The following is a 14,505-nucleotide window of genomic DNA, read 5'->3' as shown; positions in this document are numbered from 1 at the left end:
TCGACCAATCCGATCGCGGCATGCTGCACGCTTATAAAAAAGGGGAAATCAGCATGACTTACTTACGTCAAAACATCTGGGATCTGGGTGCCGACTGGGCCGAGCCGATTCTCTGGTACGCACGCGGCGTCAAGGCGATGCAGGCGCGCGCGCTCGACGATCGGGCCAGCTGGCGTTTCTACGCGGCCATCCACGGATTCCAGAAGGACCTGTGGCAACGCGTGGGCTACCTGAACGCGCACGACAAGATGCCGAGCACGGCCGATTACCAGACCTTCTGGAGACAATGCCAGCACGGCAGCTGGTACTTCCTGCCCTGGCATCGCGGCTACCTGCTCGCGTTGGAGGCCGTCGTGCGCGACGAGATCGCGAAGCTGCGCGGGCCCAAGAACTGGGCGCTGCCCTACTGGAATTATTTCAAGCCGGGCCAGGATCTTCTGCCGAAGGCCTTCGCGTCGCCCGACTGGCCGGACGGGAAAGGCAACAATCCGCTGTACGTGAAGCAGCGCTACGGCCCGTACAACAACGGCGAAGTCTACGTGCCGACCCAGTGGATCAACATGAACGCACTCGGCGATCCCGATTTCGAAGGCGTGGCGAGCGGAGGCAGCCCCGGATTCGGCGGGGTGGATACGGGCTTCAGCCATAGCGGCCGGGTGCACGGCGGAATCGAGACGCAGCCGCACGACGCGGTGCACGGCATCGTCGGCGGCAAGAATCGGGCGACGGGCCTGCCCGGATTGATGTCCCACCCCGACATCGCGGGCCTCGACCCGATCTTCTGGCTGCACCACGCGAACATCGACCGGCTGTGGGAAGTCTGGCGAAGGAATCCCCCGGCTCACGTCGACCCGACCGCCGTGAATTGGCTGAAAGGCCCGGCCGCCATCGGCGAGCGGCCTTTCAAGATGCCGATGCCGCACGGAGACATCTGGACCTACACGCCCGGCGAAATGAGCGACCTGTCGAAGCTCGGCTATGCTTACGATGACGTATCGGCGCCGACCGCGACGCCGCTGACGGCCGCACGCGTGAGCCGCCTGCGCGCGCAGGCGACGGCCGAAACGCCGCAGGAGGACTTCGCCGTGACCGATCCGAAGATCGTCGAGCTGTTCGGCGCAAGCGACCAGCACGTCCCGGTGGCGGGCTCGGAGGCGCGCTCGTCCGTCACGCTCGACGCCGGCGTGCACCGCAAGCTCACCGCCAATCTGGCGGCGACCGCGGCCGCGACATCATCGACGCCCGACCGCATCTTCCTGAACCTCGAGAATGTCCGCGGTCTCGACGACGCGACCGTCCTCAACGTCTACATCAACGTTCCCGAAGGCGAGGACCCCGCGAAGTATCCCGACCATCTCGCCGGCTGCGTCGCGCTCTTCGGCGTGAGCAAGGCGACGGTGGCCGAGGACGGACACGCGGGCGACGGCGTGACGTTCGTGCTCGAAATCTCGCACGTGATCGATGCGCTGCATCTTGCCGGCGCGTTGCCGCCGTCCAAGCTCGACGTGCGGCTCGTCGCGGCGACGCCGGTGGCCGAAGAGTCGCAGGTGAGCATCGGCCGCATCAGCGTGTATCGGCAGAGCACGTGACGCGGGGCCGATGATGAAGCTCGCCGAGCGACGGCTCGACGCGCCGCTCGTCGCGCTCGCGTCGATCAGCGTGATCGCGTGGTCCGCGTTGATCGTCGGCGCGGGCGGCCTGATGCCGCCCGCGCTCTGCGCGATCGCGGGCGACTGGCGCGTGCCGCTGTCGACCTGGCTGCGTCTCGCGTATTTGTCGAACTCGCCGGCGAAGTTCGCGGCCGATTCCGTGCTGATGGTCGCGGCGATGATGGCGCCGCTCGCCGCGTCGCCGCTGCGGCATGTACTGGAGCGCAGTTTCGCGCGCCGCCGCACGCGGGCGGCGCTCCTCTTCGTCGCCGGCTACGCGGCCGTCTGGCTCGCCGCGTGGATCGGCTTGCAGATCGCCGCGATCGCGCTGACCTGGGCCGCGCCGGGCGCCGTCGCGCGAATGAGCGCCGGGCTTGCGCTCGCGCTGCTTTGGCAGGCTTCGCCCGCCAAGCAGTGGTTCCTGAACGTCTGCCATCGCCGGCCGCCATTGGCGGCGTTCGGCATGGCCGCCGAACGCGACGCGCTGCGCTTCGGGCTGGCGAGCGGCGCGTCGTGCGCGGGGAATTGCTGGGCGCTGATGTTGCTGCCGCTGCTGGCCGGACCGGCGCACGTGCCCGCGACGATCGCGGTCATGGGCTTCATCGTCGCCGAACGGATCGAACGGCCGGCGACGCCCGCATGGCGATGCCGCGGCCCCGGCAAGGCCGTGCGCATCGTTTCGGCGAGGGTGCGCGCGACGCTGGCTTCGCTGCGCTTGCCCGTCTGACCTTCTCGGACGCACGACCGCGAATGCCCCGCTCGCGGAAAGCGCGGCGCTTCGCGTTCGTCATGCCGCCCTCGCAACCGCGCCGAGGTTCCATTGCCGCCGAGAAGGCCTCCGGCCTCCGGCCGACGATCGACGCCGCGCATGAGATTCGTTCGTCGCCGGGCCGCTCCCCGCCTCGCCGCATTCATCGGCATCGAACGCTGCGCGGCTGAACGAACCCGTCTCGCCTGAGCGTGCGCCCCCCCTTTTCGCGCCGCGTTCTCCTCACTGCGCTACCGCGTGGGTCCCGCGCCGCGCCGCATTCCAACTGCCGGCGCCCTTCGCGCCCCAATTCGCACCCTATTTAATGCAGTTGCACATACGACAAATACTGGATAAATTAACAGTACTGTGTTTTTAGCCAGTGAGGTGTCAAATGGAGCACCTGATTCGCATCGTCAACGATACCGATCGCCAAATCCTCGCCTGGCTGCGCAGCCAGGTCGGCGACGAACGCGTGGAGCGCGCGGCTCGGCACATGGGGCGCGTCCGCAAGCCTTATTTGTCGGCCGTTTGCCGCTACCTGGGCGTCTGGCCGCCGATCTCGCTGCGCAAGCCGCCCCGGCGCGCCGAAATCGATCGCACGGTGGGTGACCGTTACTTGACGCTGATCCGCCAGCACCTCGCTGCGCAAGCCGCAAGCCGGTAAGCGCCGTGTCCGGCGTCGACCGACGCAGTCGACACGGACAACACGGATCGACGCCGCGCGGCCGCCGCCGGCGCGACATGCCGCAACAGGCAGCGACATGCCGCAACACGGTGCAACGCCGCGCGACGCGGCGTCGCACCGTGCGATTCGATGCGCGACATCAAGGAACGCGCGTCGCCCGCTCGACAAAATATGCTGGTCGCGGCGACAGAAATCCTGTCAGCTCACCACGCACGAAGTCGTGCGCGCGTCGCGCCTTTCCCAGCCGCCTACCCCGCCCGCCAAGGCGCCGTCTGACATCGCCGCCGCGACACCCTCCAACGCATTTTGCGAGGCCCCCCGGCATGGCGAAGAAATTTCCGCTGCATCCGAAACACCCCGAACGCAATTGCTGGGGATGCGATCGATATTGCTCGGTCGACGCGCTGTCATGCGGCAACGGCTCCGACCGCACTCAACATCCGATCGAGTTGCTCGGCGACGACTGGTACGAATGGGAACAGGAGAACGAGGCGGCGCAACAGCAACGGCAGCAAACGCAAGCAGCCGCTTGATGACGCCGCGCCGCGATCGTGCGAGCCCGCTTGGAATCGCTCGATGAAATGGACCGCTGCCGCCAGACATCGGGAAATGCGCGTTCCCGGCAATCACAGCGCCGGCGTGTGCCGACCGTCATCCGGCGTCCGCCCGGCCCGAATCGCGCAATAGGAACGAGCACGGCGAAGAGCGCCGGGCGATAGAGGTCGCGCGAACAACGCGCAACGCGACATCGCCGAAACGCGGCCGCGACGCGACGACACAAGCCGTCGGGCGCGCCTGACCACCGCACATGCCGCGCTCAACGAAGCAACCGAACCATGTGCTGCTCGTCATAAAACCGATCGCCGACACGCATCGCACGCCGCTCGACGCCGAACGTCTCGAAGCCGAGCGACGCATACAGCGCCTTCGCGAGTTCGTTTTCCGTGTTCACGCATAGATTGACCTGAGCGATGCCCCAATCGCGCGCCGCGTGCGTCAACGCGGCGTCGATCAACCGTCGCGCAAGCCCGGCGCCGCGATGCGCGGGCGCCACGAACACGCCCCAAAGCGTCGCCTTATGGCCGACCTGCACGAGCGCATCCCTGCGCACGCCGGCGATGCCAATCAATTCGCCTTCGGCGGCCAGCGCGCCGAACACCGCCTGCGTGTCCGACGCGCGAAGCCGCGCCTCCACTTCCGCCGTCGATCGCGCCGCTTCTTCGTCGCGCGTCGGCCATACCGCGCTCGGCGACGCATCGATCGCGGCGAGACGCAAAGCCTTGAACGCGGCGGCGTGAACGGGCTCGAGCAAACGGATGGCGATCATCGGGCAGTCGAAGGCAGAAACAGGAAGACCCCGATCCTACGCATTCCCGCGCCTCTCCGGCGCGCGCCGCGCGCCGTTCAACGCCCGGCCCCGGCGCGTTCGATCCCTTCGAACGCCGCCATGCCGATCAGCATCGCCGCGACGAAGCCGAACGCCTTCGCGCCGCCCAAGCCGAGCGACACGACCGCCGGCCCCGGACAGTAGCCGACGAGCCCCCAGCCGACGCCGAACGCCGCGCTGCCCGCGACGAGCCTGAGCGTGACGGCCCCGCGCGGCGGGATCTGCATCGGCAGCCCGAGCAACGAGCGCTCGCGCCGCTTGGCGAACGCGAATGCGACCGAGCCGACCGCGATCGCGCCTGCCATCACGAACGCGAGCGACGGGTCCCAGTTGCCGGCAAGATCGAGAAAGCCCTGCACCTTCGCGGGATTCGCCATCCCGGACACCAATAAACCGGCGCCGAACAGCAAGCCGGACAGGAATGCGAACAACACGCTCATGTCACCCTCCGAACACGTGGCGCAGCACGAACACCGTCGCGATGCCCGCCGCCATGAATACCGCCGTGGCGACGATCGAGCGCAACGCGCCGCGCGAGATCCCGCACACGCCGTGTCCGCTCGTGCAGCCGCCCGCATAGCGCGTGCCGATGCCGACCAGCACGCCGCCGGCGATCACCCTGGCCCAGCCCGCGTCGACGACGGGCATCGAGAACCAGTCGAGCGCGCTCGCGACGAGCGCGGCCGCGATCATGCCGGCGAGAAACGCCGCGCGCCAGCCCGCACCGCCGCGCCGGCCGGCGAGCAGCCCGCCGACGATGCCGCTGATGCCGGCGATGCGGCCGTCGAAGAGCACGAGCAGCGCGGCTGCGGCGCCGATCATCAGGCCGCCCGCGAACGAGAGGCCCGGCGTGAAATGAACGAGATCAACGGCCACGGCGCTTCCCCTTCTTGTTCGTTGCACAGAATTGCTCGTAGAGCACGGACATGATCGCGATCGCCGGCTCGCTCGCGAGCGCGTAGTAGACGTTCTTGCCGTCGCGCCGCGTTTCGACGAGCGCGCTCTCGCGCAGCACGGCGAGCTGTTGCGACAGCGTCGGCTGGCGGATGTCGAGCCGCGCTTCGATGTCGCTCACGCACAGCTCGCCGCATTGAGCAAGCTCGCACATCATCAGCAATCGATCCGGATTCGACAGCGCCTTCAGCAGCGCGCAAGCGGCGTCGGCCGACGCGCGCATCCCGGACAGTTCGATCGACGAACCGGCAGCACCCATCGCCTCACCTCCACAATCTACAAAATAACATTATATATTTTTACATAATGAATGGCGAGAACGCAAACGCTGCGCGATCGTGTCGCGGCGTTCGATTCGGACCGTTAAGCGAGGCTTAAGCGCACGCCCGGCACAGTGGCGGCACGCGAAACCGCAGCCCGCATCGAAGAAACGACATGAAACGCATTCTCATTTTTCTGCTTTGTCTGAGTGCGCTTGCCGCGGCCAGCGGATGCGCGACGCGGCAGACCGTCGCCGATTCCTACGTCGACGGCCCGCACCCCGCGCACATGGGCCGGCCGAACTGGCTTTGAGCCGGCGCCCGATCAGCCGGCGGGCCGAGCGGCGACGCACGCCGCATCGCACGTGGTGCGCCGCCATTTGCGCGGCCACGCCCCGGCCTTAAGATTTCCATAAGAATCGGCCGCCATAATCGATCGAGCCCGGTAATGTACGACGGCGCACGACACGTTGCGCCGACCGATCCCTACGAACGGCTTACCTATATGACGATCCGCGCGATGACACACGCCACCCGAACGCCAGCTCGCTACGACCTGCTCAGCCGCATCCTGCACTGGAGCGTTGCCGCGCTCGTGCTCGCTCAATTCGTGCTCGGCTGGACGATGCCCGACGTGCACGGTACGGCGCCGCCCGCCGGCCTCGTCGCCTGGCATGTCGCGCTCGGCACCGCACTGATCGCCGTCATTGCGGCGCGCGCGCTGTGGTCAATCGTGCGCCGCAGCCCGCCCGCGCATCAGCAGGGCGCGCTGCTGTCACTCGCGGCGAGCGCGGTTCACAAGCTGCTGTACGCCGCGCTGATCGCCGTGCCGCTGCTCGGCTGGCTGAATGCGAACGGCCGCACGTGGCAATTGAAGCTCGCGGGCATCGTCCCGCTGCCGACGATCGCATCGCCTCATTCGCTCGGCGCGAGCATCGGCGAATGGCACAGCCTGTCGGCGACGCTCTTCATCGTGCTGATCGGCATGCATGCGCTCGCGGCGCTCGTTCATCGCTTCGTGATGAAGGATGGCGCGTTCGAACGGATGATCTGATCGCGACGCGCGGCGGTCGATCAAGCGTCGAGCCGCCGCGTGCGCAACGACCACGCGGAGTGATGTCGTGGCGGCGAGGATCAGCCGGCTGCAGGCTCGTGGCCGGCGCGGCCTTCGCCGCCTGCATCGCTCTCTTCGACCCGGCTCGCGCCGGGTCTTTTTTTCGTATGTCGAATCAACCGGAAGCCGGGCCTCGAGTTGTTCGTCGATGCGGCAGCCGGCCCGGTCGTTTCGCGCGAATCGACCGAGCCGGCATCGTCACGATGTGGCGCGCGGGGCTACCCGCGCCGCGCCGCGAGCCCTCGCACCACATCGACCATCGCATCGACCTCGTCGCACGTGTTGTAGAAAGCAAGCGACGGACGCACCGTCGCTTCGAGTCCGAAGCGACGCAGGATCGGCTGCGCGCAGTGATGCCCGGAGCGCACGGCGATGCCCTCCTCGTTCAGCGCCCGCCCGACTTCTTCCGTCTCGTAGCCCTTCAGCACGAATGACAGCACGCTCGCCTTGTCGCGTGCGGTGCCGACCAGCCGCACGCCCGGCACCGGCGCGAGCACGCCCGTCGCATAGGCAAGCAGATCGTGCTCGTAGCGCGCGATGTTCTCGATGCCGACGCGCGTCACATATTCGAGCGCCGCACCGAGCCCGACCGCGTCGGCGATGTTGCCCGTTCCCGCCTCGAAACGGTTCGGCGGCGGCTGGAACACGGTGCGCTCGAACGTCACGTCCGCGATCATGTTGCCGCCTCCCTGCCACGGCGGCATGTCGTCGAGCAGCGCGCGCTTGCCGTACACGACGCCGATGCCGGTCGGCCCGTAGATCTTGTGCCCAGAGAACACGAAGAAGTCGGCATCGAGCGCCTGCACGTCGACACGCATGTGCGAAATCGACTGCGCGCCGTCGACGAGCGCCTTCGCTCCCGCGCGATGCGCGAGCTCGACGATCTCCTTCACCGGCACGACCGTGCCGAGCGCATTCGACACCTGCGTGACGGAGACGATCTTCGTGCGGTCGTTGAGCAGCTTCCGGTACTCGTCGAGCAATACCTGCCCCGTGTCGTCGACGGGAATCACGCGCAGCGTCGCCCCCTTCGATGCGGCCAGTTGCTGCCACGGCACGATGTTCGCATGATGCTCGAGATGCGACACGACGATCTCGTCGCCTTCGCCGACGTTCCGGACTCCCCACGTTTTCGCGATCAGGTTGATCGCCTCCGTCGTGCCGCGCACGAACACGATCTCGTCCGGCGACGCCGCGCCGATGAAGCGCTGCACGGTCGCGCGCGCATGCTCGTACGCGTCGGTCGCGCGCCCCGCGAGCGTATGCGCGGCGCGGTGGATGTTCGAATTCTCGTGCGCGTAGAAGTAGGCGAGACGGTCGATCACCGCTTGCGGCTTGTGCGTCGTCGCCGCGTTGTCGAACCAGACAAGCGGTTTGCCGTTCACCCGTTCGGAGAGGATCGGGAAGTCGCGGCGAATCGCGTTGACGTCGAACGGCGGATGCGCGCCGGCTCCGGGCGAATGCGAAGCCGCGGGCCGCGCATCGTCGATGAAGTAGCGCGACGCGCCGTGTCGATCGGCCTGCGGCCGCTGAATCGGCAGCAGGTCGCGCAGCGCCTGCTCGTCCGGCAGGCCGAACGCGCGCGGCGACGCGATGCCGTCCTGCGGCACGACGATCTGCGCGGCGTCGCGCTGCCAGCCGTGCGATGCGCGGTCGACGAAGTAATACGGCGAAGACGACGATGCGAACGCAGACGGCATCGCCGTCGCGGACGCGTCGGTTGCCGATTGCGTGGCGACGGCCTCCTGCACGGGCGGCACGCCGAGTGCGGCACCGCCCGCGCGCGGCTCGAGCGCCGGCGCGATCGCTACGACGTTGTCCGGCAATCCGTTTTGCGCCGCCGCGTGCGGCGCGAGCGCGGGCGCGCGATTGCCGAGCGACAGCACGTGCGTCGGCGCGGGCGCGAGGTTCGCGCCGGGCACCTTGCCGGGCGGCGCACCGACGCCCGGCATGCCCGTGCCGGTGCCGCCGGGCCCGGCGAGCGGCGAGCCCGCCGGCGCGGGATTCGACGCCGACGCGAGAAGCGGCGCGGCGGCCGGCAGCGCCGACGGCACGCCGCCGACCGCGCCGCTTCCCGCGCCGACGTCGGGCGCGGCGGATTGCCCCGGCAACGCCGCGAGAAACTCGGACGCGAGGCGCGCGAGCGTCGCCGGATCGGGCAATCCGGCAGGCAGCGGCGCATGCGGCGGCGCGACGCTCGAGGCGCTCGCGGCAGGATTAACGGTAGGTGTCGGGATAGTCATGGTACTTGCCGATCTCCACGTCATCGAGGACAGCCAGCGCATCCGGCGAATGGACGGCGAGCGAGCAGTACAGCGAAATCAGATACGACGCGATCGCCTGATTGTTGATCCCCATGAACCGAACCGACAGGCCCGGCCCCTGCTCGCCCGCGACGCCCGGCTGATAGAGGCCGACGACGCCCTGCCGCTTGTCGCCGACGCGCAGCAGCAGGATTTTCGTCTTGCCGTCGGCAACCGGCACCTTGTCCGACGGAATCAGCGGAATGCCGCGCCACGTCAGGAACTGCGAGCCGAACAGGCTCGTGGTCGGCGGCGGCACGCCGCGCCGCGTGCATTCGCGGCCGAACGCGGCGACCGCGAGCGGGTGCGTGAGGAAGAACGCAGGCTCCTTCCACACTTTCGTCAGCAATTCGTCAAGATCGTCGGGCGTCGGCGCGCCCGTCAGCGGAAACACGCGCTGCTCTTCCGCGACGTTCGCGAGCAGCCCGTAATCGGGGTTGTTGATCAGCTGGCTTTCCTGCAGTTCCTTGATCGTCTCGATCGTCAGGCGCAGTTGCTCCTTGATCTGATCGTGCGGACTGCTATAGAGATCGGAGATTCGCGTGTGAACGTCGAGCACCGTGCTCACTGCGTTCAGGAAGTATTCGCGCGGCGCTTCCTCGTACGGCACGAAGGTGCTCGGCAGCGCGCCCTCGTCCTCGCGCGCGGTGCAGGCGGCCCGCACCGCTTCCGGGTTCTTCACCTGATTCAGACGATAGATGCCGGCCTCGACGGGCACCCATTGCAGCAGGTGCGTCAGCCAGCGCGGCGTGATCGTGGAAAGCTGCGGAACAGTCTTGGTGGCATTGGCGAGTTGCCGTGCTGCGTTGTCGCCGAGCGCCGTCTGGCCGCTCACTATCGTCGACATAGAGGACTCCGGGGGCTATAGAACTAAATCTGGAATGCTTATCAGCAGAACGCATTATCGAGACGCCATTTGGGCGGCTCAACATGCTATAGACGCCAATTCGGGGAGATCGAACAGGGATTCAGCGCGCGGTCGACAGCGACGCGTTCGATGCCGGCGACACGCCGAATCCTTGCGACGCGGCCTCGGATACGTCGACGCCGGAGGACAACAGCCGCGCGATCGGCACGCCGAACGCGCGCGCGAGCTTCTCGACGGTGACGATCGAAGCGATCGCGGTGCCGCGCTCGATCTCGCCGACGTACGAGCGGTTCAAGCCCGCATGCTCGGCGAGTTGCTCCTGCGACCACGCGCGCGCCTCGCGCAACTGGCGAATCGCCGCGCCGAAACGTTGGACGAGCGCCGTCATCACAGCGCTCCCGCGGCGGAAAGCGCCGTGTCGCTTGCGCCGTTCGCGCCATTCGCGCCCGGCACGCCAGCCGGCGCGTCGGCCTGCACGTCGGCCGGCCGCGCCGGATCGCTGCGCGTGACGGCCTGCGTGACATGGCTGCCCGGCGCGACGTCCTGCGTGATCCAGACGTTGCCGCCGATCACCGCGCCCTTACCGATCGTCACGCGGCCGAGAATCGTCGCGCCCGCGTAGATGACGACGTCGTCTTCGACGATCGGATGGCGCGCGAGGCCTTTTTCGAGATGTCCGGATGCGTCCCGCGGAAAGCGCTTCGCACCCAGCGTGACCGCCTGATAGACGCGCACGCGCTCGCCGATGATCGCCGTCTCGCCGATCACGACGCCCGTGCCGTGGTCGATGAAGAAGCCGCCGCCGATCTGCGCGCCGGGGTGAATGTCGATCCCCGTCTGCGCATGCGCATGCTCCGCGACGATGCGCGCGAGGAGCGGCAATTCGAGGCGGTACAGCTCGTGCGCGAGCCGGTGGTGAATCATCGCGAGGACGCCCGGGTAGCAGAGCAGCACCTCGTCGACGCTGCCCGCGGCCGGATCGCCATGAAACGCGGCGAGCACGTCGCTGTCGAGCAGCGCGCGGATCGCGGGCAGGCGCGCGGCGAACGCGCGCACCGCGGCGTCGGTCTTCGCTTCGATCGCGGCCTCGGCCTGCGCGCTCGCGTCGTGCCGCCCCTTGTAGCGCAGCTCGAGCCGCGCCTGCGCGAGGAGCGCGTGCAGCGCGTCGTCGAGCGCATGGCTCACGTAGAAATTTTCGCTCTCCTGCCTAAGATCGGGCGGCCCGAGCCGCATCGGAAACAGCACGCCCTTCAGCGTTTCGACGATGCTCGCGAGCGCCTCTCGCGCCGGCAATTCGCGCCCGCCCGGCTCGAGCGAGCGGCGCTGCACTTCGCGCCAGCGCTGGCGCACGGTTTGAAGCGATTGAACGATGTCGTCGATGTCGAATACCGCCACGGCTGCCGCTCCTTGTTGCTTCTCGTTGTTTCTCGTTGCTGGCTGACTGCTGCTCGCTACTCACGGCCGGTCGATGCCGGTTGCCGCACCGGAACCGACCGCATCGGTCAACTCTGCTGCCACGGCAACCCGTGCAACCGCCAGCCGTTGATCGCGCCGCGATGGCCCGCATCGTCGAGCTCGCCCTCGAAGCCTTCGAGCACGTTGAAGACTTGCGTGAAGCCCGCCTTCGCCGCCGCTTCCGCGGCGAGCGCCGAACGGTTGCCGCTGCGGCACAGCAGCAGCACGGCCGCGTCCTTGCCCGTCTTCGCTTCGAGCTCGCGCGCGAAGCGCGGGTTGCGCGTGAGGCTCGTGCCGGTCGCCCAGGGCACGTGCAGACTGTCCGGCACGTGGCCGACGAACGCGCGCTCCTCCGCGGTGCGCACGTCGACGAGCCGCGCGGCGCCGGCCGTGACGAGCGCCCATGCGTCGCGAGGCGATATGCCGCCCGCATACGGCAAGCCCGCCGCGCGCGCGGCTTCGCGTGCGGCTTCGAGCACCGCATGTGTGGAGCGTTCTTCGAGTTCAACCGTCATGGCGTCTCCTTGTGGGTATCGCGCATCGTGCACGAGACATGGGCCGGGCTCGACGGCGAGCGCTGTCCGAGCGCCGTCTATAGCCATCAAGGCTCCACTATGAAAGAGCCGCCGCAAAAGCCGAACCAATTATTTTTCATTTCGAAATGAGGCCGGGCATGCGGGAGATAGTCGCGATGTCGGATTGATTCGGGCGGGAAGCGCGACACGTGCGACGCCGGCGCTCGTCGTTCTCACGTACGACGAAAGCGTGCGCGCGTCGCTCGCGCACGCCGCGGCAACGCGCTCGCGCGAAGGACGCTCGGGCCGTCGGCCCAGCAATCGAAGCGCAGGCACATCACGCCTTACGCTACCATTACACGCAACGCTCATTGTGAATACGCCATGCCTCATGCTTCCTGGCCTGATCAGGCCGATCCGTACCGCTTCCTCGAAGAACTGGAAAGCCCCGCGAGCGTCGACTGGGTCGACGCGCAGAATGCGCGCACGCACGGCGCGCCATGGCTCGACGGCGCACGCTACCGCGCGCTCGTCGAGCGCTTCACGAAGGCGCTGCTGCCTCGCGAGCGGCCCGTGATCCCGCAGCGCTGGCAAGCGTGGGCCTACGACGTATGGCAGGACGAGCGCCATCCGAAAGGCCTGTGGCGGCGCGCGCCGTGGGCGAGCTGGCGCAGCGGCCGCGCCGAGTGGCAGACGCTGATCGATCTCGACGCGCTCGGCGCGGCGGAAGACGTTCAATGGGTGTTCGACGGCGAGCTCATCCTCGAGCCGGACGGCGATCGCGCGCTGATCGTGCTGTCCGACGGCGGCGCCGATGCGGTCGTCGTGCGCGAGTTCGATATCGAGCAGCGCCGGTTCGTCGACGGCGGCTTCTCGATCGAGGCGGCCGGCAAACATTCGATCGAATGGATCGATCGCGACACGGTCTATGTCGGCTGGGACAACGGCGGCCCGAGCGTCACGCGCTCCGGCTATCCGCGCGAAGTCAGGCGCTGGACGCGCGGCACCCTGCTATCGGACGCGCCCGTCGTGTTTCGCGGCGCACGCGGCGACATCTCCGTCGACGCGCAATACGATCCGGTCGATCGGCACCACATGATCGAGCAGGCGATCAACTTCTACGACGCGAATACGTATCGCCTCGGCGACGACGGCGCATGGATTCGCTACGACGCCCCGGCGCACGTCGAGGTCGGCTACTGGAACGGTTGGCTGCTGCTCCAGCCGAGGCTCGACTGGACCTGCGGCGGCGCGCGCTACACGGGCGGCAGCCTGCTCGCGATCCGGGAAGATGCGTTCGTCGCGGGCGAGCGCGCGTTCGCTACGTTGTTCGAGCCGAACGATCGCACGTCGGCGTGCGGCTGGACGCACACTCGCCGCTACCTGCTGGTGTCGTGGCTCGACGACGTGCTCACGCGCACGCTGCTCTGGCTGCCCGAGCAGCAGGACGACGGCGCCTGGCGCTGGCGCGCGCGCCCGTTCCCGGCGCGCGGGCTCGCGCAGGTCGACGTGTCGCCCGTCGAGCCGACGTTCGATGACGAGGTGTACGTGAGCGTCGGCGATTACCTGACGCCGCCCGAATACTCGCTCGCCGACCTCGCCGACGACGACCTGTCGGCATGGACGCTGCTCGATCGCTGGCCGACCCAATTCGATGCATCCACGCTGACGGTGCGGCGCGAACATGCGCGCTCGCGCGACGGCACGCTGGTGCCGTATACGCTGGTCGGCCCGCGCGACGCATTGGACGATGCGGGTCGCGCACCGCGTCCGTGCCTGCTGTACGGCTACGGCGGCTTCGCGATTGCGCTCACACCGGACTACGATCCGCTGCTCGGCATCGGCTGGCTCGAAAAAGGCGGCATCGCTGTCTTCGCGCATATTCGCGGCGGCGGCGAATTCGGCACGCGATGGCACGAAGCGGCGCGACAAACGGAGCGGCAGCGCTCGTTCGACGATTTCATCGCCGTCGCCGAAAGGCTCGTGGCGGACGGCGTGACGACGGCCGGGCAGCTCGGCATCCGCGGCGGCAGCAACGGCGGCTTGCTGGTGGCGGCATGCATGATCCAGCGCCCGGACCTGTTCGGCGCGGTGGTGAGCGACGTGCCGCTGCTCGACATGCAGCGCTATCCGCACTTGCATGCGGGCGCGTCGTGGCTCGACGAATTTGGCGATCCTGACGATCCCGGCCATGCGCCGACGCTCACGGCATACTCGCCGTATCATCGAGTCGCGCACGACGTTGCATATCCGCCGGCGCTCTTCACGACGTCGACGAGCGACGATCGCGTGCATCCCGCGCATGCTCGGAAGATGGTCGCGCGCATGCATGCGCAAGGGCACCGGAACGTATGGCTGCTCGAAAAAACCGATGGCGGCCACGGCAGCGCCGACGCAATCGACACGGCCGAGCACGAAGCGATCGGATATGAGTTCCTCTGGGGCCACTTGTCCCGCGACGCGAAGGACCGGCGCGAGTAAATCGCCATGAGAAGACGGGCGGGCGTTCGGCGTCCCGCCGCCCCGCCGTCCCGGCGCTCGCGGCGCGGCTCCGGGCGACCGCG

At 68.2% G+C, this 14,505-nt stretch carries 16 protein-coding genes; 7 read left to right on the top strand and 9 right to left on the bottom strand.

Features of this window, described 5'->3' with window-relative positions; genetic code table 11:
• The first annotated feature begins 53 nt into the window (after positions 1-53).
• From WS78_RS22905 to WS78_RS22890, 4 genes are all read left to right on the top strand, one after another.
• Positions 54-1,589: a tyrosinase family protein gene (locus WS78_RS22905; protein WP_038753053.1), complete on the top strand. Its 1,536-nt coding sequence runs from the start codon at positions 54-56 to the stop codon at positions 1,587-1,589.
• Positions 1,590-1,599: 10 nt separating this feature from the next.
• Positions 1,600-2,376, top strand: a complete 777-nt coding sequence (locus WS78_RS22900; RefSeq protein ID WP_226377290.1) for a copper chaperone — start codon at positions 1,600-1,602, stop codon at positions 2,374-2,376.
• Between the two features lie 415 nt (positions 2,377-2,791).
• Positions 2,792-3,064 carry a hypothetical protein gene (locus tag WS78_RS22895; RefSeq protein ID WP_059579102.1) on the top strand — a complete coding sequence of 91 codons (273 nt, stop codon included), beginning with the start codon at positions 2,792-2,794 and terminating at the stop codon, positions 3,062-3,064.
• A gap of 344 nt (positions 3,065-3,408) precedes the next feature.
• On the top strand, positions 3,409-3,618 hold the full coding sequence (locus tag WS78_RS22890; RefSeq protein WP_038753016.1) for a DUF3079 domain-containing protein: 210 nt from the start codon (positions 3,409-3,411) through the stop codon (positions 3,616-3,618).
• Between the two features lie 284 nt (positions 3,619-3,902).
• Here the strand turns inward: WS78_RS22890 and WS78_RS22885 are convergent, their stop codons facing one another.
• The 4 genes from WS78_RS22885 to WS78_RS22870 all read right to left on the bottom strand — a co-directional run bounded on the left by WS78_RS22885 (position 3,903) and on the right by WS78_RS22870 (position 5,685).
• Entirely contained in the window at positions 3,903-4,412 is a 510-nt protein-coding gene (locus tag WS78_RS22885; protein ID WP_059579104.1) for a GNAT family N-acetyltransferase, read from the bottom strand.
• 77 nt (positions 4,413-4,489) lie between these two features.
• Positions 4,490-4,912, bottom strand: coding sequence for a DUF6691 family protein (locus tag WS78_RS22880; RefSeq protein ID WP_059579108.1), 423 nt, complete (start codon positions 4,910-4,912; stop codon positions 4,490-4,492).
• A gap of 1 nt (position 4,913) precedes the next feature.
• Positions 4,914-5,348 carry a YeeE/YedE family protein gene (locus WS78_RS22875; RefSeq protein WP_038753010.1) on the bottom strand — a complete coding sequence of 145 codons (435 nt, stop codon included), beginning with the start codon at positions 5,346-5,348 and terminating at the stop codon, positions 4,914-4,916.
• Positions 5,338-5,685, bottom strand: a complete 348-nt coding sequence (locus WS78_RS22870; RefSeq protein WP_038753008.1) for an ArsR/SmtB family transcription factor — start codon at positions 5,683-5,685, stop codon at positions 5,338-5,340. The genes WS78_RS22875 and WS78_RS22870 overlap by 11 nt, the downstream gene beginning before the upstream one ends.
• 176 nt (positions 5,686-5,861) lie before the next feature.
• On the opposite strand from WS78_RS22870, the gene WS78_RS37205 reads away from it, so the two are divergent.
• Positions 5,862-5,999, top strand: coding sequence for a hypothetical protein (locus WS78_RS37205; protein WP_038753006.1), 138 nt, complete (start codon positions 5,862-5,864; stop codon positions 5,997-5,999).
• Between the two features lie 207 nt (positions 6,000-6,206).
• Entirely contained in the window at positions 6,207-6,740 is a 534-nt protein-coding gene (locus WS78_RS22865) for a cytochrome b (RefSeq protein ID WP_059579149.1), read from the top strand.
• A 278-nt stretch (positions 6,741-7,018) separates the two neighbouring features.
• Here WS78_RS22865 and WS78_RS22860 read toward each other — a convergent pair whose 3' ends face one another.
• The 5 genes from WS78_RS22860 to WS78_RS22840 all read right to left on the bottom strand — a co-directional run bounded on the left by WS78_RS22860 (position 7,019) and on the right by WS78_RS22840 (position 11,941).
• Positions 7,019-9,043, bottom strand: a complete 2,025-nt coding sequence (locus WS78_RS22860; protein WP_052145230.1) for a family 2A encapsulin nanocompartment cargo protein cysteine desulfurase — start codon at positions 9,041-9,043, stop codon at positions 7,019-7,021.
• Positions 9,018-9,950 carry a family 2A encapsulin nanocompartment shell protein gene (locus WS78_RS22855; RefSeq protein ID WP_038755522.1) on the bottom strand — a complete coding sequence of 311 codons (933 nt, stop codon included), beginning with the start codon at positions 9,948-9,950 and terminating at the stop codon, positions 9,018-9,020. Before WS78_RS22855 ends, WS78_RS22860 begins: the two co-directional genes overlap by 26 nt.
• A gap of 121 nt (positions 9,951-10,071) precedes the next feature.
• Entirely contained in the window at positions 10,072-10,359 is a 288-nt protein-coding gene (locus WS78_RS22850; protein ID WP_038755520.1) for a helix-turn-helix domain-containing protein, read from the bottom strand.
• On the bottom strand, positions 10,359-11,366 hold the full coding sequence (epsC, locus tag WS78_RS22845; protein WP_059579111.1) for a serine O-acetyltransferase EpsC: 1,008 nt from the start codon (positions 11,364-11,366) through the stop codon (positions 10,359-10,361). Before epsC ends, WS78_RS22850 begins: the two co-directional genes overlap by 1 nt.
• A gap of 107 nt (positions 11,367-11,473) precedes the next feature.
• A complete protein-coding gene (locus tag WS78_RS22840) occupies positions 11,474-11,941 on the bottom strand; it encodes a rhodanese-like domain-containing protein (protein ID WP_059579115.1) in 468 nt (155 codons plus the stop codon).
• Between the two features lie 384 nt (positions 11,942-12,325).
• Here WS78_RS22840 and WS78_RS22835 point away from each other — a divergent pair, with 384 nt between their 5' ends.
• A complete protein-coding gene (locus WS78_RS22835; RefSeq protein WP_059579118.1) occupies positions 12,326-14,422 on the top strand; it encodes a prolyl oligopeptidase family serine peptidase in 2,097 nt (698 codons plus the stop codon).
• The last annotated feature ends 83 nt before the right edge of the window (positions 14,423-14,505 follow it).

This window comes from Burkholderia savannae (assembly GCF_001524445.2).
GTDB classification, from domain to species: domain Bacteria; phylum Pseudomonadota; class Gammaproteobacteria; order Burkholderiales; family Burkholderiaceae; genus Burkholderia; species Burkholderia savannae.
Note: the sequence above shows the minus strand (reverse complement) of the source record. Positions and strands in the feature narration are given on the sequence as shown.